Raw genomic sequence first — 17,040 nt, 5'->3', positions numbered from 1 at the left:
TAATCGCTCATAGTCGATGTGGACAAGAGCTGTTATGCGAGGCGATGGATATGACCAACAAGATGCCATCTGCTGTGAGGGATCGTGCAGTACAGATAGCCAACCATGAAATGGCGCACTACGTGGTGGCTCGAGCTTTGGGTTTTGAAACCGGTGGGGTCAGCCTGACGGTCACCATCGACCTGAGGCATCGAGGCGGCGCTGCCATCACCCTCGCTCGACCCATCGCGTCGATGGAAGGCATGAAAGCACATCTGCAAGCGCGACTGATGGTCCTGTTTGCCGGCGTTATGGGGCAAACGCTTAACACCGGAAACGCAGGGGGCAAGCGCGTCGATAAAGCGCAAGCTCTGGCCATCCTGCGAGGGGAGTTCGGAGCCGAAAAGGACTACGCAAAAATCAGAGAGCTACTGCACCTGCTGCGCAATATCGAACATCCGGACACGAATCCCGCGTCGTCCCGGCTGCTGGCGGCCGAACTCAAAGCAATCAATGATGGCCTGTGGCTTCGGACGCAAAATATCGTCGAGGCATTGGCCGAGACGATTATCGAGTTGGGAAGCAGGCTGGTGGAAGAAATGGCACTGGTGGAGCAATGGGGCAGGGCGGCGGATACGTATGAAGGGGAATTGACGCGGGAAGTGCTTGAGCGGTTGGAGGTGGTGGGAGATATAGATAGGTCAGACACCTCAGTCAGAAACCGACGTTAACACTTCATTCAATGACCAAGGAGTGCGCTCGGTTCTGGTGATCTAGAGTATTCCCTTGAGATCATATTCCTTGGGTGGCATATTGCATGGGTTAGGAGATTGAATACACGGATGAATTTGGTCATTGGTGGGCCCGGTTATGTGCGAGCGAACAGGCATCCGTATCGGCCAGTGTCGATCTGCTGGGAATGTTCGGTCCAGGACTGGGGTATCCGCACACCAGTGACATCAAGGGCTCTCGGCTAGGCAATCTTCGTGAGTTACGAGTTCAGCATGCAGGGCGGCCATTCAGGGTCCTCTACGCATTCGATCCGCGTCGGTGCGCTTTACTCTTGATTGGGGGTGACAAGACCGGCCGGAGCCGCTGGTATGGTGAGCATGTCCCGATCGCGGAAAAGTTGTATGACGAGCATTTGGCTTTATTGCTTAAAGAGGGCCGTAAGATGGCTAAAAAATTTGCAGAGCTTCAAGCTCGTATGACTCCAGAGTCTCGCGCCGAGGCAGGGCAGTTATTGAGGGAGTATGTAACAGAAATGCCCCTGCATGAGCTGCGTAAGGCACAGGAGTTGAGCCAGGAAACGCTGGCGAAGACGTTGCATGTCAATCAGGCAGCCATCTCCAGAATGGAGCGGCGCACGGACATGTATATCAGTACGTTGCGGAACTACATTCGCGCCATGGGCGGTGAACTGGAGATCATTGCCACCTTTCCCGAAGGGCAGGTCAGGATCGAGAATTTCGCCAACTGAACGCTCGGCTGAAGCCGTCTTCAGACACGAGAAAGCCGCGCATCAAGCGCGGCTTTCTTGTTTGGTGGGCCCACACGGACTCGAACCGTGGACCAAAGGATTATGAGTCCTCTGCTCTAACCAACTGAGCTATAGGCCCTCAGTAGGCCGCGGATTATAGCGACGGTTTCTCGGCTGTGCTATCCGAAAAATCCATTACCCTTGTACGAAGAAACGTCGCAGCGAATTCGTTGGCGGGTAATGGCGCGCTGACGATGTAACCTTGAATCTGTTCACAGCCCTGTGCGGCGAGGAATTGCTGCTGCGCCTGGGTCTCGACACCCTCGGCGATCACCGTAAATTGCATGCTTCGGCCCAAGGCAATGATCGCGCGGACGATCGCTGCATCGTGGGGGTCGTCCGGTAAGCCACGAACAAATGACTGATCTATCTTGAGAATATCCAGCGGCAAGCGCTTGAGATAGCTCAGGGAGGAATAACCTGTGCCGAAGTCGTCGATTGCCAGTTGCACGCCCAGATGCTTGAGTTGGTGCAACACCGCCAGCGCTTCCTCAGCCTGGCTCATGATGAAGTTTTCAGTAATTTCGAGTTGCAACAAATCAGGCTGAAGACCGTTGTCATTGAGCAGTTGTTCGATTCGTCCCAGCAGGTTTGGCTGGCGCAATTGCGCCCCCGCGAGATTGACCGACAGCGGCCCGAGACTTTCATAGCGCAAATTCCATTCGAACATCTGCCGGCATGCTGTCTCAAGAACCCAGTCGCCAATCTGCAGAATCATGCCGTTTTCTTCGGCCAACTGGATGAAGTGCTCCGGCGGTACGTCGCCCAAAGCAGGATGCCGCCAACGGAGCAAGGCCTCTGCACCGACCAGCCGATGATCTGCCAGGCTTATCTTCGGTTGATAGTGCAACAGCAATTCATTGCGCTCGAGGGCCCGTCGCAGTTCATGTTCCAGCGCAACTCTCTCGCTGGCCTGGGCCGTGAGATCGCGGGTATAACGCTCGACACGGTTGCGGCCCTTGGCTTTTGAGCGATACATCGCCGCGTCGGCGTTTTTGACCAGCGTGGCGACATCGCAGCCATCCTTGGGGTAAAGGCTGCTGCCAATGCTTGCGCTGATGAAGAACTCATGCTCCCCGGCCTGGAAGGGCGCGCAGAAGCAATTGAGTAACTTGGTCGCGATGTGGTCTGCATCGCTGGGTTGTTGCAGGCCGGGCAGGAGAATGATGAATTCATCGCCGCCCAGTCTGGCAACCGTGTCGATGTCCCGTAACTGGTCTTTGAGGCGTACGGCGATGTCTTTCAGCAGCAGGTCACCGACCGGATGACCCAGGCTGTCATTGATGTGTTTAAACCGATCCAGGTCGAGGAAAAGCACTGCGCCCTGACCGCCGTTTTCCTGCTGATGGTTCAGTGCGCTCAGCAGTCGGCTCTCGAACAGGGTGCGGTTTGGCAACCCCGTCAGCGGGTCGTGATGCGCCTGGTAATCGAGTTTTGCCTGTGCATGCTTGAGGCTGGAAATATCCGCAAACACTGCGACAAAGTGGGTAATGAATTTGTCGCGATTACGCACCGCGCTGATGGTCAGCCAGCTTGGATAGAGTTCGCCATTCTTGCGCCGATTGGAAATCTCGCCTTGCCAATGGCCTTCGGCGGTCAATTGATGCCACATGGCTGCGTAGAAAGCGCTGTCATGCAAACCTGACGCGAGCAGGCGGGGCGTATGCCCAAGCGCTTCGCTTTCGCTGTAGCCGGTGATCTCGGTAAAGGCGCGGTTCACAGCACTGATGTGCTGCTGAGTGTCGGTGATCAGAACGCCCTCAGCGGTGCTTTCAAATACGGTCGCGGCTTGTTGCAGTTTTTCCTGCATCAGGTGTCGCTCGGTGATGTCCCGGGCGATAGTCAGCATGCAGTCCTCGTCCCCAATCGGCAGCGGCCGGCTGGAGACCTCGCAGAGGCGAATCTGCCCGTCGCTGCGGCGAATGTGGCAGCTGAAGTCGCGGACGAAGCCGTCCCGGTGCAACAGGTCGAGCATCTGCTTGCGTTCGTTGAGATTCACCCAGATCCCCAGCTCCAGCGCTGAGCGTTCCACCGACATGGCGCTATTGAGTCCGGTGAGGCGGCTGAATCCTTCATTCACCTCCAGCAGCAAACCATCGCTCTGCCGCGACAGCAACAAACCGTCGGGCGAGGCGTGGAAAGCCTTGGCGAATTTTTCTTCGGACGTCTGCAGTTGCTGCTGGGTTTCCTTGAGCTGACTGATGTCTCGCACCACCACGACCAGCGCAGGCGTGGTGTCGAGGTCGAACGGTTCGGCTGAAATCAGGCCGGTGAACACCTGGCCATTGTTGCGGCGAAAGGGCATCTCCAGGTTGCGAATGCTGCCGGCCTGCAAGCGCTGAAGCAGGCCCGGGCCGACACCGGGTACGCCCCAGATGTTGAGATCAATGGCGTTCTGGCCGATGACATCCTCGGCCCTGAGACCGATCTGATCTTCGAACGCTTTGTTTACCTCCAGCAGACATCCGTCGCAGAGCCGCGCAATCACCAGAATGTCCGGGCATTGCTGGAAGACCGAGGCAAATTTCTGCTCGGACAGGCGCAATGCCTCCTCTGTGCGTTTGGCTTCGCTGATGTCGATCATCAGCCCGCGCATCACCGGTTCATGCCCGTGCTCGATCAGGCTGACGATGTCGCGCACCCACAAGCAACGGCCGTCCGCCGTGATGACCCGGTAATCGAGAGAATGGTCGCGACCGGCCAGGACCTCCTGATCACAGAAACTCTGGGCGCGGGTCAGGTCTGCAGGGTGGATAATGTTGCGCCAGAAGCCGGGAATCAGCCAGTGAGACAGGGGGTAACCGAGCAGTTCCTCCGCGTGGGGCGACACATAGCTGTAGGTGAAGTCGGTGATGCGCGCTTCCCAGGCAATCGCAGAAAGACTCTCCACCAATCCGCGATAGTGATATTCGCTGCTGCGAAGTTCCTGTTCCAGATCCACGCGCCGAGCGATTTCCGAACTCAACCGGCGGTTGATGCGAATGACCACAGCCAGCACCGTGATCACTATCAGCAGCCCCGGCACTCCGTAGACCAGCAAATCCGACCAGAACGTGCGGTGATCAAGCACGTTACCGACCCAGTGTTCCTGGATGGCGCTGATTTCAGCGGGTGTCATGTCTGCCAGCACTTTGTCCAGAATGCCGACCAGTATCTTGCTCTCCTGAGGCACGCCCATTGCCAATTGATAGCGATAAGGTGTTTCGCCGCTGACGTACAAGCCATCGAGCTTGAGCTGGCGCAGACTCCAGACGCTGGAGGCGAGATCGCCCACCACCGCGTCCACTTCGTCCGTGGCCAACGCTTGCAAAGCCGAGCCGACGTTGGGCATGGCCACCAGATTCAGGTCGGGGTGATGCGAGCGCAATAATTCGTGGGGCGCGTAATTGTTCACCACAGCAATTTTCAGCCCGTACAGCTCTTCCAGTTTGCGCGGCTGTGGGCCGCCGACGTGGGCGAGGATGACGATCGGGAAATCCAGATAGGGCCGGGTGAACGACAAGAAACGCTGGCGTTCGGGGGTCGACATGATGCCAGGCAACAGGTCGATTTTGCCTTCTTTGACTTGTTGCAGCACGACAGTCCAGCTAACCGGCTCGATCGGTGTGAGCCTCACGGCCAGGCGTTGACGAATCTGATTGATGTAATCCGCCGCGAGGCCCTGGTAACGACCCTGTTCATCGCGAAACTCGAAGGGGGGCCAGGATGCGTCAATCCCCATTCGCAAATCCGGATGAGCGGCCAGCCAGCGACGTTCTTCGTCCGTCAGGGTCAGTGCGTCGGCCGTTGCGGTCCAGGTCATCAGCGACAGCAAGAAAAGCACGGTCGGCACTCTGGGCATAACGGTCTCGTTACGGCACGGGGGGAATGGTTCGAGTGTAGACGGGCAATCAGGTGGGGGGCGGAGCGGGGGGTATTTAATCTGCAAAAACAAAACCCCCGGCTGGGCCGGGGGTTCTGTGATCACTCGTCGAGGAAGGAGCGCAGATGCTCGCTTCTCGTCGGGTGGCGCAGCTTGCGCAGCGCCTTGGCTTCGATCTGACGAATCCGTTCACGGGTCACGTCGAACTGCTTACCAACCTCCTCGAGGGTGTGGTCGGTATTCATGTCGATACCGAAACGCATGCGCAGTACCTTGGCTTCACGGGCAGTGAGGCCGGACAGCACTTCGCGAGTCGCTTCCTTAAGGCTCTCAACAGTGGCGACATCGATTGGCGACTGCATGGTCGAGTCTTCGATGAAGTCACCCAGATGGGAGTCTTCGTCATCACCGATCGGGGTTTCCATGGAGATCGGCTCTTTAGCGATCTTCAATACCTTGCGGATTTTGTCCTCAGGCATTTCCATGCGTTCGCCCAGCTCTTCCGGGGTCGGTTCGCGACCCATTTCCTGCAACATCTGCCGGGAAATACGGTTCAGCTTGTTGATCGTCTCGATCATGTGCACCGGAATACGGATGGTGCGGGCCTGGTCGGCGATCGAGCGAGTGATCGCCTGACGGATCCACCAGGTGGCATAAGTCGAGAATTTGTAGCCGCGGCGGTATTCGAACTTGTCTACCGCCTTCATCAGACCGATGTTGCCTTCCTGAATCAGATCGAGGAATTGCAGGCCACGGTTGGTGTACTTCTTGGCGATGGAGATCACCAGACGCAAGTTCGCTTCAACCATCTCTTTCTTCGCGCGGCGGGCCTTGGCCTCACCGATCGACATGCGACGGTTGATGTCCTTGATCTCGGCGATCGTCAAACCGGTTTCAGTCTCAAGCGCAGTCAGCTTCTGCTGGCAACGAATGATGTCCGGCTGCAGACGACCAATGGCTTCAGCGTATTTGCTTTTGCCTTTGGCCAGCGCATCGGTCCACGTTGCGTCGACTTCGTTGCCCGGGAACTGGCGCAGGAAGTCGGCACGCGGCATGCGGGCATCACGAACGCAAAGTTGCATGATTGCGCGCTCTTGCTGACGCAGACGATCCAGAGCACTGCGGACACGCTCGACCAGGCCTTCGAATTGCTTCGGCACCAGTTTGATCGGCATGAACAGCTCAGCCAGGGCCAACAGCTCGGCGATTGCCAGCTTGTTGCCGCGGCCGTGCTTTTTCAGCGCCTTGCGGGTGATTTCCATCTGGTCGGAGACAGCGCCAAAACGCTGTGCTGCGATAACCGGATCGGGACCGCTTTCGGCTTCTTCTTCGTCATCGGTAGCGTCGGCTTCCTCGTCGTCGGTGTCGTCTTCCGCTTTCACGGCTTTCGGGTCGACAGGCGGTGGCACTTCTGCAGCAGGCGGCGCAATGCCGTCGTCCGGGTCGATATAACCGCTCAGGACGTCGGACAGGCGGCCACCTTCGGTGGTGACGCGAGTGTATTCGGAGAGAATATGGTCAACCGTGCCAGGGAAGTGCGCAATTGCGCCCATCACTTCGCGGATGCCCTCTTCAATGCGCTTGGCGATTTCAATTTCGCCTTCACGTGTGAGGAGCTCTACCGTACCCATTTCGCGCATGTACATGCGCACCGGGTCGGTGGTGCGACCAATGTCGGTCTCGACCGCTGCCAACGCTGCTGCTGCCTCTTCGGCCGCGGCTTCGTCGGTATCGGCGTCGGCCAGCATAAGGGAATCCTTATCTGGCGCAACCTCGAATACGTTGATCCCCATGTCGTTGATCATGCGGATGATGTCTTCCACCTGTTCCGGATCTGAAATATCCTCCGGCAGGTGGTCGTTGACCTCCGCGTAAGTCAGGTAACCCTGCTCACGACCAAGTGTGATCAACTCTTTGATGCGAGACTGCTGTTGCGCTTTTCCGGACATAACACCCTATCCACTGAAGGTCTTGGCGGGCAAAAAACAAGCCGAGGATTATACCTGAGCTATGACCTCACGCGCCAGTTGAGGTCGGGTTTGATACAGCCATATTGCGTTTTAATAGGTCGCGCATCTGATTTGCGATCTGATTTGCTTCCTCTGCAGTCAATCCAGGCTGCCTGGCTTTTCTGATTAGTGCTTCCAGACTGTCCGTGTGTTGAGCCGCGGATAACCTAGTAATGGTGTCTAAAAACTGTTGTTCAAGGTTGTCGCCATCAATCAGCCATTCCTTTTCCGCCAATGCTCGGAGCAAACGCCCCTGTTCCGTCCCGTGCCAACGGGCCATCAGCTGAATTGAGTTTAGCTTAGGATTTTTTTGCACGGCCTCGATCAGGGCGACCAGCAACTGAGCATAAGTGTTGCTCTCGTTGGCGAAGTGGTTGGCGGTTTCTACCCGCCCGGCCAGATCGGGATGATGAATCAGGGTGCGCAGGGCAATCAGTGTCGGGGCTTCCACGGCAATCGGCGTACGAGGCGCGCGGGGCTGATCACGATCACCGCGTTTGCCGTTTTTATCCCAGGGTTTCTTGTCCCATTTTTTACCGCCGGCGCCGGGTTTCTTCGGCGTCCACTCCTGCTGCGGCGCATACATGTCTTGAGCCTGCGGCTGATGGTAGTCGCTGTAATCCGGCATGGCGTCGTAATCGATGCCCGGGTCGTAGGCGGGTGGTGCGTCCTGCGGGGCGCTTTGCACCAGTTGGCTGACGGCGTCACCACTGAGCCCGGTAATTTCCGTCAGGCGCTGGCGCATCAGAATACGCAGGTTCGCCCCCGGGACCTTGTCGATCAACGGCGCTGCAAGGGTGGCCATGTGGGCCTTGCCTTCCAGCGAGCGCGGGTCCGATTCTTCGGTCAGTTGCTGGAAGAAATAATCTGCCAGCGGTTGTGCGTGCTGGTTGATTCGGGCGCGGAAGGCATCGGTGCCTTCGGAGCGGACCAGGGTATCCGGGTCTTCGCCCTCGGGCAGAAACAGGAACCGGGCCCGTCGTCCGTCCTGCAGGCAGGGCAATGTCGCTTCCAGCGCCCGCCATGCAGCGTTCCGGCCGGCCTGATCGCCATCGAAGCAGAACAGCACGTTGGGCACGACGCGAAACAGTCGCTTCAAATGCTCTTCGCTGGTCGCTGTGCCCAAGGTGGCAACGGCGTTACGCAAGCCTTGCTGGGCCAGTGCGATCACGTCCATATAGCCTTCGACGACGATGATCTCGTCGAGGTTTCGGTTGTTTTTGCGCGCTTCATAAAGGCCGTAGAGTTCCTGGCCTTTATGAAATACCGGGGTTTCCGGCGAGTTCAGGTATTTGGGTTTATCGTCGCCCAGTACCCGGCCGCCAAACGCGATGATGCGCCCCCGGCTGTCGCGGATCGGGAACATCACGCGATCGCGAAAGCGGTCGTAGCGTTTGCCGGTTTCGGCGTTCTCGATCAGCAAGCCGGCATCGACCATGGCTTTTTGCTGCAAAGTGTCGCTGCTCAAATGCTTGAACAGGTTGTCCCACCCGGGCGGAGCGAAGCCGAGGCCAAAGTCGCGGGCGATCTCGCCGGTCAGCCCGCGGCCTTTCAGGTAATCCACGGCAGCTTTTCGCGACGGATGGGATTTCAGCGCTTGCCGGTAAAATTCGGCAGCGGCAGTGAGCAATGGGTAAAGCGGGGAATCAGTCGGCTGGCGCGGTTTATGTGGACGGCCGCTTTCTTCGCGCGGAATTTCCATGCCGGCGGCTTTAGCCAGTTCTTCGACCGCCTGGATGAAGTCCAGGTTGTCGTGGTCCATCATGAAGCCCAGGGCGTTACCGCCAGCGCCGCAGCCAAAGCAATAATAGAACTGCTTGTCGGGGCTGACGCTGAAGGAGGGGGTTTTCTCTTTATGAAACGGGCAGCAGGCGGTGTAGTTCTTGCCGGCCTTTTTCATTTGCAGGCGCGAGCTGACCACATCGACGATGTCGGTGCGGTTCAGAAGGTCGTCAATGAAGCTCTGGGGAATTAGCCCGGCCATGGCGTTCTCGTCATCTGCGCTGATAGGACCCGTAACGAACGGCGGCCGAGCGCGGGTCGGTTTTATAGGCGCGCAAAAAATGCGGCTCGACCAGTGTCGTCTGCGTTATCGCTGTCGGGAAGTGTATCTGCCGAAAATCCACTGACGTTAATACCTATCAGTCTTCGACTATTTGAAAGTGTGTCGCCGAATCCGCTGCGGCCAGTCGCTGGCCTCGGATAGCTCATAAGCGGGCACGCAAGCAGGTGCCTTGGGCTGATCGTCGCAAGAGGAATCAGTGGGTGTGCTCGTCAGTAGCCTTGGAAGGCTCGTCAGAAAAGACGTGCACCGCTGGCAAAAGAGCCAGGTCTGACGTGTGAAACAGTTTGTCGCGGTCGCATGTGCGGCGTTGACGGTGAAGCATCAAGCGTTGTCCGCAAATGCCATTAGCCCGGCTGAGGGCCGGGCTTGGCAGAAGCTTGCTACGATCGGCTGTGGATTAGTACAGACGAACGGCGCGGCGCTGTTCGCGCTGAACTTTCTTGGCGTGACGCTTGACAGCGGCTGCTGCTTTGCGCTTACGCTCAGAAGTTGGCTTCTCATAAAATTCGCGGCTACGAACTTCAGCCAGTACACCGGCTTTTTCGCAGGAGCGCTTGAAACGACGCAGAGCTACGTCGAAGGGTTCGTTCTCTTTTACTTTGACGGCTGGCATCCAGAGCTACCTTCATTCATTACCGGGGTCAACATCCTCGCGGCAAAAGAGCACTTGAAGACGTCGGTTTTTAAGGGTTGCGGATGTTAACCCCTCATTGACCGGAATGCAAAGCCTCTGATCGAAAACCGCTAGTCGGCGCATCCCGTGGCGACTATTATGCGCGCCTTCGAATTCAGCCTAAACAGGGCGCAAACCCATGCTAGTACTGGGCTTAGAAACTTCCTGCGACGAAACCGGTGTCGCATTGTACGACAGTGAACGCGGCCTGCTGGCCGACGCACTGTTCAGCCAGATCGACCTGCATCGCGCTTATGGCGGTGTCGTCCCGGAGCTGGCCTCGCGCGATCACGTCAAACGCATGTTGCCCCTGATTCGCCAGGTGTTGGCCGAGGCTGGCTGCGTTTCTGCCGAAATTGATGCCATTGCCTACACCGCCGGTCCGGGCCTGGTAGGCGCGTTGCTGGTGGGCGCGTCTTGCGCGCAGGCACTGGCCTTCGCCTGGGGCATTCCGGCGCTCGGGGTGCACCATATGGAAGGCCATCTACTGGCGCCAATGCTGGAGTCGCAGCCGCCCGAATTTCCGTTCGTCGCTTTGTTGGTTTCTGGTGGGCATACGCAGTTGGTTCAAGTCGATGGGATTGGCCAATACGCGCTCTTGGGCGAGACCCTGGACGATGCGGCCGGCGAAGCATTCGACAAGACAGCGAAGATGATGGGGCTCAATTATCCCGGCGGGCCGGAGATTGCCCGTCTGGCGGCTCAGGGGGTTGAAGGACGTTTCGTCTTTCCGCGTCCGATGTGTGATCGCCCTGGCCTGGCTTTCAGCTTCAGCGGCTTGAAAACCTTTGCTCTGAACACCTGGCAGCAATGCGTGAGCGCCGGGGACGACAGTGAGCAAACCCGTTGCGACATCTCGCTGGCGTTCCAGCAGGCCGTGGTGGAGACTTTGACCATCAAGTGCAAGCGAGCCCTGAAGCAGGCGGGCATGAAGCGTCTGGTGATCGCCGGGGGCGTCAGCGCCAACAAGGCACTGCGCACTTCACTGGAGAAAATGCTCGGCGACTTGCGCGGCGATGTGTTTTACGCCCGTCCGGAATTCTGTACCGACAACGGTGCGATGATCGCGTTTGCCGGTTGCCAGCGTTTACAGGCCGGGCAGCACGAAAGCCTGGCGATCAGCGTGCAGGCGCGCTGGCCGATGGAGCAATTGTCGGCGCTGTAAATGAGCGGCGTTCGCGTGCGGATTAAAAATGCCGTTCGCGCCCGGCAAACAGGTCGCGTAAATTGCCGCGATGGCGCCAGACGATCAGCCCCGTGAGCGCGCTCATGGGAACTAACGCCGCCGGCTCCTGCCATGCCAGCAGCGGCAGGGTCAGCGGTGTGGCGATCAGGGCAGCGAGCGAGCTGGTGCGGGTCAGGTAAAACGTCAGTAGCCAGGCGCAGACGGCCAACAATGCAGCCGGCGGATACAGGCCCAGCAACATCCCGGCAGCAGTGGCGACGCCCTTGCCGCCGCGAAAGCGAAAATACAACGGGAACAGGTGACCGATGACGGCAAAAACGCCGATCCAGGCCTGTTCTTGCAAAGAAAGTCCGGCAAGTCCTGCGATCAATACCGGCAGCAGGCCTTTGCAGAGATCGCCGAGCAAGGTCAGAACGGCCAGTTTTCTGCCGGCCAGACGCAACATGTTGGTGGCGCCGGCGTTCCCCGAGCCACCCATTCGCGGATCGGGATTTCCGGTCAGGCGGCTGAGCAAAATGGCAAAGGACAGCGAGCCGAGCAGGTAGGCGAGAGTCGCCAGTAACCAAAACATGCTAACTATTCCGGGCAAGGACGCCCTGATTCTAACGGCGCATTGCGCCCTTGTCGTGCAGCGGAGAAAAGTGCTTGGACAGAGTGTTTATCGAGGGCCTGGAAGTCGATACCGTCATTGGCGCCTACGACTGGGAGCGAGGCATCCGACAGTGCTTGCGTCTTGATCTGAGCTTCGCCTGGGATAATCGCCCGGCCGCTGCCGGTGATGACCTGTCCCTGGCACTTGATTATGCAAGCGTTTCCTCACGCATTCAGGCGTTTGCCGAGCAGGCACAATTTCAGCTGGTTGAGACATTTGCCGAGCGTCTGGTGGAAGTGCTCATGAGCGAATTCGGGATCACCTGGGTGCGCTTGAAACTGACCAAGCCCGGAGCGGTGCCGGCGGCTACCGGTGGTGTCGGCGTGGAGATCGAGCGCGGATGTCGCTGACCCATGTGTACCTAGGGCTCGGTAGCAATGTCGAGCGCGAAACTCATTTGCAGGCAGGCCTTGAGGCGCTGGCAGGTTTCCTTGTGGATATCCGCTGCTCGGCGGTGTTCGAGAGCCAGCCAGTGGGCATCAAGAGCGGCCCTTTCTTCAATTTTGTGGTGTCGGCTTACACTGATCTTCCACTGCTGGAGCTGGATCGCCGATTGAAGTATATCGAGGCGGATAACGGTCGCTATGCGCCTGAGCGCAAGGGTTTGCCGCTCGATATCGATGTCTTGCTATTCGGCGACCTGGTCGGCAATTTTGATGGCTTGGTGCTGCCGCGCGCCGAAATTCTGAAAAATGCTTTTGTGTTGTGGCCGTTGTCGCTTATCGCACCGGATCGGGTACACCCCGGTGTAGGCAAAAACTTCGAGACCTTGTGGCGCGAAGCGCAGATCGATCAGGTGCTGGCGCCGGTGGCGTTCCAATGGCGTGGCGAGCAGCTGACACCCTCGAATTTGCTGTGAGGCGGATGACGCCTTCGTCGGGCTTTTCAATCAGACGTCGCCTCTTTGTAAACCTTCAGCACCCTGAGCCGCTCACGCTTGATCGCCTCACCCAGCTCCGGCCCCTTGAAACCCTTCTCCAGCAGCGGTTGCACCGCTACGCTGCGTGCTGCAGTCGCTGCACCGCGTAGATAATCTGCCTGTGGATAACTGCGCTGTTCCAACCCTTTGCGTCCGCGTGCGTCCATTTCGCACGCCGCAATAAACTCCTCAAACCGCTGCGGTCGGCGGTACACATCAAAACTTTGCAGCAACTCCAGCAACGTAGAAGCCTTGAGCTCCAGCGCACGATGGCCGTGCGTGTGATATTGGCCGACCAACAACGCCAACTCCTGGCAGTCCTTGGGCGCCTTGAAGCGTTCGTTGACCGCTTTGATCGCTTTCAGCCCGCGGTGCTCGTGAGCAATGTGCCGCGGCCATTCCTCGTGCGGTGTCAGTCCTTTCCCCAAATCATGCAGCAGACACGCCCAGCGCACGGTTAACGGTTGCTTATGCCGCGCCGATTGCTCGAGCACGCTTAGGGTGTGCACGCCGGTGTCTATCTCCGGGTGATGAGCTTCAGGTTGCGGGACGCCAAATAACGCCTCGACTTCCGGCATCAATATTTTCAGCGCGCCGCAATCGTGCAACACCTCGATAAACACCTGTGGCTGGTCTTCCAGCAGAGCGCGGGATATTTCCTTCCAGCTGCGTTCTGCGGTCAGCGCTTGCAGTTCGCCCGATTCGCTGAGTTGACGCATCAAGCCCATGGTTTCAGGTGCGACAGTGAACCCCAGCGCGGCGTAACGCGCTGCAAAGCGGGCAACGCGCAGCACTCGGAGCGGATCTTCGGCGAACGCGGGCGATACATGACGCAACAGACGCGCTTCCAAGTCACGCTGGCCATGGTAGGGGTCGGTTAAATTCTGCTGATCGTCTTCAGCCATGGCATTGATGGTCAAATCGCGACGAATCAGGTCTTCTTCCAGCGTCACTTCAGGGCTGGCGTGGAAGGTAAAGCCACCGTAACCGCGCCCGCTTTTGCGTTCGGTGCGGGCCAGAGCATATTCTTCCCCGCTTTTGGGATGGAGGAACACGGGAAAGTCGGTGCCCACCGGCCGAAAACCCTTCGCGAGCATTTCTTCGGCAGTTGCGCCTACCACGACCCAATCGATGTCGGTGACAGCTTTGCCCAACAGGCGATCGCGAACCGCGCCACCGACTTTATAAATATGCATAAAAACCTCCGTTAGCTCGACAGAATAACCGTTGCGTCGAACTTCCGGAGGCCGAAACAGAATCAAAGATGGATGACGGCCAGATCCAGCCGGCCGTAATCGCCCTCATGTTCGCTACGCGGCGGGACATGCTGGGTTTTCATTACCTGATCGCCTTGCAAGGTTTCCAGATGAATATCGAAGCCCCATAGGCGGTGCAGGTGCTTGAGCACCTCGTCGGTGGAGTCGCCCAGCGGTTTGCGGTCATGTTGCTGGTGACGCAGGGTCAACGAGCGATCGCCTCGTCGGTCGATGCTGTAAATCTGCACATTGGGTTCGCGGTTACCCAGATTGTACTGAGCAGCAAGGGTTTCACGAATGGTGCGATAGCCCTCCTCATCGTGGATGGCGGGTACGAGCAGGTCATCCTTCTGATCATCATCAAGAATGCTGAACAATTTCAGGTCGCGAATCACCTGCGGCGACAAATATTGCAGGATAAAACTCTCATCCTTGAAGCTGCTCATGGCGAACTTGATGCTCGATAGCCAGTCGCTGCCGGCCAGTTCCGGAAACCATCGGCGATCCTCCTCGGTTGGGTTTTCACACATGCGCCGAATGTCGCGGTACATGGCAAAGCCCAGGGTGTACGGATTAATGCCGCTGTAGTACGGACTGTCAAAACCAGGCTGGTAGACCACGCTGGTGTGGGAGGTGAGAAATTCCATCATGAAACCGTCAGTGACAAGGCCTTCGTCATACAGGTCATTCATGAGCGTGTAATGCCAGAACGTCGCCCAGCCTTCGTTCATCACCTGGGTCTGGCGTTGAGGGTAGAAATACTGGGCGATTTTGCGCACGATCCGCACGATTTCACGCTGCCAGGGCTCCAGCAATGGCGCGTGTTTTTCGATGAAGTACAGAATGTTTTCCTGAGGCTCGGCGGGGAAGCGGGCGTTGTCCTTGTCGCTGTATTTGTCGGCGCCTTTGGGAATGGTGCGCCACAGATCATTGATCTGTTTCTGCAGGTGCTCCTCGCGGTCTTTCTGCCGACGTCGCTCTTCTTCCGCCGAAATCGGGTAAGGACGTTTATAACGGTCAACGCCGTAGTTCATCAGCGCGTGGCACGAGTCGAGCAGGTCCTCGACCGCGTCGATGCCGTGGCGTTCTTCGCACTGCATGATGTACTGCTTGGCGAACACCAGGTAATCGATGATCGAGCTGGCATCGGTCCAGGTGCGGAACAGGTAGTTGCCCTTGAAGAAGCTGTTGTGACCGTAGCAGGCGTGAGCCACCACCAGTGCCTGCATGCAGATGGTGTTTTCTTCCATCAGATACGCGATGCATGGGTCCGAGTTGATCACGATCTCGTACGCCAGGCCCATCTGACCCCGGCTGTAGGATTTCTCGGTACTGAGGAAGTGTTTGCCGTAGGACCAATGGTGATAGCCCAGCGGCATGCCGACGGAGGCGTAGGCGTCCATCATTTGCTCGGCAGTGATCACCTCGATCTGGTTGGGATAGGTATCGAGCGCATAGCGAGCGGCGATACGGCTGATTTCCCGGTCGTAGGCCTGGATCAGCTCGAACGTCCACTCGGAGCCGGTGGAAATGGGTTGGCGCTTCTGCTCTTTGGCGGTCATGTCACTAACCTGCGCTGGAAGAGTTCACGGAAGACCGGATAGATATCCCCGGCCGAGACCAGTTGTTGCTGGGCAAAAGTGTCAGAAAAAGCATCGGCGATGCGTTCGTACTCGAACCAGAGTGCCTGATGTTCGCGCGGGGTGATCTCGACGTAAGTGTAGTACTGCACAAACGGCATGATCTGATTGATCAGAATGTCTCGGCAGATCGGTGAGTCATCGTTCCAGTTATCGCCGTCGGAGGCTTGCGCGGCGTAGATGTTCCACTCGTTGCTCGGGTAGCGCTCAGCCATGATCTCCTGCATGAGCTTCAGGGCGCTGGAAACGATGGTGCCACCGGTTTCACGGGAATAGAAAAACTCTTCCTCATCGACTTCGCGGGCACTGGTGTGGTGGCGAATGAACACCACATCGATCTTGTCGTAGTTACGCTTGAGAAACAGGTACAACAGGATGAAAAAGCGTTTGGCGATGTCTTTGGTCGCCTGTGTCATGGAGCCTGACACGTCCATCAGGCAGAACATGACGGCTTTCGAGCTGGGATTGGGCTGTTTGATCAGCAGGTTGTACTTGAGGTCGAAGGTATCGAGAAACGGTACGCGGTGAATACGCGCACTGAGTTTTTCGATTTCTGCTTCGATTTCCTGAATATCACCGAAATTATCCGGCTCGTCACGCTTGAGCCGCAGCAGTTCTTCCTTGGCTTCACGCAATTTCGCGCGACTGCTCCCGGACAGGGCAATACGCCGTGCATGCGCCGAACGCAGGGTGCGGATAATGTTGATTCGCGACGGGTTGCCTTCGTTACTGATGCCCGCGCGTACCGTTTTGAACGTGTCGGTGCCTGTCAGGTTACGTTTGACCAGATTGGGCAATTCCAGGTCCTCGAACATGAACTCGAGAAACTCTTCCTGGGTGATCTGAAAGACGAACTCGTCCATCCCTTCACCCGAGTTGCCGGCCTTGCCCGGACCTCTGCCGCCGCCGCCGCCCGGCGGACGGGCAATGTGCTCGCCGCTGGTGAATTCCTTGTTGCCGGGGTGCACGACGGTTTGCTTGCCGCCGCGACCGTGGTGAAGCACCGGCTCGTCAATGTCGCGGCCGGGGATGCTGATTTGTTCGCCATGCTCCATGTCAGTAATGGAGCGTCGGCTGACGGCTTCTTCGACAGCCTTCTTGATGTGGTCACGATAGCGTCGCAGAAACCGCTGACGGTTCACCGTGCTCTTGTTCTTGCCGTTGAGACGTCGGTCGATCACATAGCTCATAGGCCCCTCCGGGCAGCTTCAAGTTGTGAGCTGCAAGCTGCAAGTTAAAGCAGTCACCCGGATTGCGGG

The 17,040-nt window shown here is 57.8% G+C and carries 13 protein-coding genes, 1 tRNA gene and 1 pseudogene; 6 read left to right on the top strand and 9 right to left on the bottom strand.

Going from position 1 to position 17,040, the window contains the following annotated elements; translation table 11 throughout:
- Positions 1-50: 50 nt before the first annotated feature.
- The 3 genes and pseudogenes from ACYZT1_RS22890 to ACYZT1_RS22880 all read left to right on the top strand — a co-directional run bounded on the left by ACYZT1_RS22890 (position 51) and on the right by ACYZT1_RS22880 (position 1,459).
- Positions 51-710: a peptidase M41 gene (locus ACYZT1_RS22890; protein WP_462016810.1), complete on the top strand. Its 660-nt coding sequence runs from the start codon at positions 51-53 to the stop codon at positions 708-710.
- A 98-nt stretch (positions 711-808) separates the two neighbouring features.
- A pseudogene (locus ACYZT1_RS22885) lies at positions 809-1,150 on the top strand (type II toxin-antitoxin system RelE/ParE family toxin); the annotation flags it as partial.
- Positions 1,151-1,153: 3 nt separating this feature from the next.
- Complete coding sequence (locus tag ACYZT1_RS22880; RefSeq protein WP_462016809.1) at positions 1,154-1,459, top strand: helix-turn-helix domain-containing protein; 306 nt, start codon at positions 1,154-1,156, stop codon at positions 1,457-1,459.
- 62 nt (positions 1,460-1,521) lie between these two features.
- On the opposite strand, the gene ACYZT1_RS22875 is transcribed toward ACYZT1_RS22880, so the two are convergent.
- The 5 genes from ACYZT1_RS22875 to rpsU form a co-directional block, all read right to left on the bottom strand.
- Positions 1,522-1,598 (bottom strand) — tRNA-Ile (locus ACYZT1_RS22875).
- Between the two features lie 15 nt (positions 1,599-1,613).
- Positions 1,614-5,360, bottom strand: a complete 3,747-nt coding sequence (locus tag ACYZT1_RS22870; protein WP_462016808.1) for a bifunctional diguanylate cyclase/phosphodiesterase — start codon at positions 5,358-5,360, stop codon at positions 1,614-1,616.
- Between the two features lie 122 nt (positions 5,361-5,482).
- Positions 5,483-7,330 carry an RNA polymerase sigma factor RpoD gene (gene rpoD / locus ACYZT1_RS22865; RefSeq protein WP_462016807.1) on the bottom strand — a complete coding sequence of 616 codons (1,848 nt, stop codon included), beginning with the start codon at positions 7,328-7,330 and terminating at the stop codon, positions 5,483-5,485.
- 67 nt (positions 7,331-7,397) lie between these two features.
- Complete coding sequence (dnaG, locus tag ACYZT1_RS22860) at positions 7,398-9,374, bottom strand: DNA primase (protein ID WP_462016806.1); 1,977 nt, start codon at positions 9,372-9,374, stop codon at positions 7,398-7,400.
- A gap of 478 nt (positions 9,375-9,852) precedes the next feature.
- Entirely contained in the window at positions 9,853-10,068 is a 216-nt protein-coding gene (gene rpsU / locus ACYZT1_RS22855; protein ID WP_002551877.1) for a 30S ribosomal protein S21, read from the bottom strand.
- Positions 10,069-10,267: 199 nt separating this feature from the next.
- Here rpsU and tsaD point away from each other — a divergent pair, with 199 nt between their 5' ends.
- Entirely contained in the window at positions 10,268-11,293 is a 1,026-nt protein-coding gene (gene tsaD / locus ACYZT1_RS22850) for a tRNA (adenosine(37)-N6)-threonylcarbamoyltransferase complex transferase subunit TsaD (protein ID WP_462016805.1), read from the top strand.
- A gap of 22 nt (positions 11,294-11,315) precedes the next feature.
- Here tsaD and plsY read toward each other — a convergent pair whose 3' ends face one another.
- On the bottom strand, positions 11,316-11,885 hold the full coding sequence (plsY, locus tag ACYZT1_RS22845) for a glycerol-3-phosphate 1-O-acyltransferase PlsY (RefSeq protein WP_462016804.1): 570 nt from the start codon (positions 11,883-11,885) through the stop codon (positions 11,316-11,318).
- Between the two features lie 74 nt (positions 11,886-11,959).
- On the opposite strand from plsY, the gene folB reads away from it, so the two are divergent.
- Positions 11,960-12,316, top strand: a complete 357-nt coding sequence (gene folB / locus ACYZT1_RS22840; RefSeq protein WP_462016803.1) for a dihydroneopterin aldolase — start codon at positions 11,960-11,962, stop codon at positions 12,314-12,316.
- Complete coding sequence (gene folK / locus ACYZT1_RS22835; protein WP_462016802.1) at positions 12,307-12,825, top strand: 2-amino-4-hydroxy-6-hydroxymethyldihydropteridine diphosphokinase; 519 nt, start codon at positions 12,307-12,309, stop codon at positions 12,823-12,825. Before folB ends, folK begins: the two co-directional genes overlap by 10 nt.
- Positions 12,826-12,851: 26 nt before the next feature.
- Here folK and ACYZT1_RS22830 read toward each other — a convergent pair whose 3' ends face one another.
- The 3 genes from ACYZT1_RS22830 to ACYZT1_RS22820 form a co-directional block, all read right to left on the bottom strand.
- The gene (locus ACYZT1_RS22830; protein ID WP_462016801.1) at positions 12,852-14,081 is read right to left on the bottom strand and encodes a multifunctional CCA addition/repair protein; all 1,230 of its coding nucleotides are present in this window, start codon (positions 14,079-14,081) and stop codon (positions 12,852-12,854) included.
- A gap of 62 nt (positions 14,082-14,143) precedes the next feature.
- Entirely contained in the window at positions 14,144-15,703 is a 1,560-nt protein-coding gene (locus ACYZT1_RS22825) for a SpoVR family protein (RefSeq protein ID WP_462016800.1), read from the bottom strand.
- Entirely contained in the window at positions 15,700-16,971 is a 1,272-nt protein-coding gene (locus ACYZT1_RS22820; RefSeq protein ID WP_461983218.1) for a YeaH/YhbH family protein, read from the bottom strand. Before ACYZT1_RS22820 ends, ACYZT1_RS22825 begins: the two co-directional genes overlap by 4 nt.
- Positions 16,972-17,040 lie beyond the last annotated feature (69 nt).

The sequence above is a fragment of the Pseudomonas sp. PB3P13 genome (assembly GCF_054897735.1).
This window is presented reverse-complemented; position numbering and strand designations above follow the sequence as displayed.

What these genes read in the sequence shown, in the direction of transcription:
- ACYZT1_RS22890 (WP_462016810.1), top strand. Translation starts at nt 51, where the DNA reads ATGACCAACAAGATGCCATCTGCTGTGAGGGATCGTGCAGTACAGATA.
- ACYZT1_RS22880 (WP_462016809.1), top strand. Translation starts at nt 1,154, where the DNA reads ATGGCTAAAAAATTTGCAGAGCTTCAAGCTCGTATGACTCCAGAGTCT.
- ACYZT1_RS22870 (WP_462016808.1), bottom strand. Translation starts at nt 5,360, where the DNA reads ATGCCCAGAGTGCCGACCGTGCTTTTCTTGCTGTCGCTGATGACCTGG.
- rpoD (WP_462016807.1), bottom strand. Translation starts at nt 7,330, where the DNA reads ATGTCCGGAAAAGCGCAACAGCAGTCTCGCATCAAAGAGTTGATCACA.
- dnaG (WP_462016806.1), bottom strand. Translation starts at nt 9,374, where the DNA reads ATGGCCGGGCTAATTCCCCAGAGCTTCATTGACGACCTTCTGAACCGC.
- rpsU (WP_002551877.1), bottom strand. Translation starts at nt 10,068, where the DNA reads ATGCCAGCCGTCAAAGTAAAAGAGAACGAACCCTTCGACGTAGCTCTG.
- tsaD (WP_462016805.1), top strand. Translation starts at nt 10,268, where the DNA reads ATGCTAGTACTGGGCTTAGAAACTTCCTGCGACGAAACCGGTGTCGCA.
- plsY (WP_462016804.1), bottom strand. Translation starts at nt 11,885, where the DNA reads ATGTTTTGGTTACTGGCGACTCTCGCCTACCTGCTCGGCTCGCTGTCC.
- folK (WP_462016802.1), top strand. Translation starts at nt 12,307, where the DNA reads ATGTCGCTGACCCATGTGTACCTAGGGCTCGGTAGCAATGTCGAGCGC.
- ACYZT1_RS22830 (WP_462016801.1), bottom strand. Translation starts at nt 14,081, where the DNA reads ATGCATATTTATAAAGTCGGTGGCGCGGTTCGCGATCGCCTGTTGGGC.
- ACYZT1_RS22825 (WP_462016800.1), bottom strand. Translation starts at nt 15,703, where the DNA reads ATGACCGCCAAAGAGCAGAAGCGCCAACCCATTTCCACCGGCTCCGAG.
- ACYZT1_RS22820 (WP_461983218.1), bottom strand. Translation starts at nt 16,971, where the DNA reads ATGAGCTATGTGATCGACCGACGTCTCAACGGCAAGAACAAGAGCACG.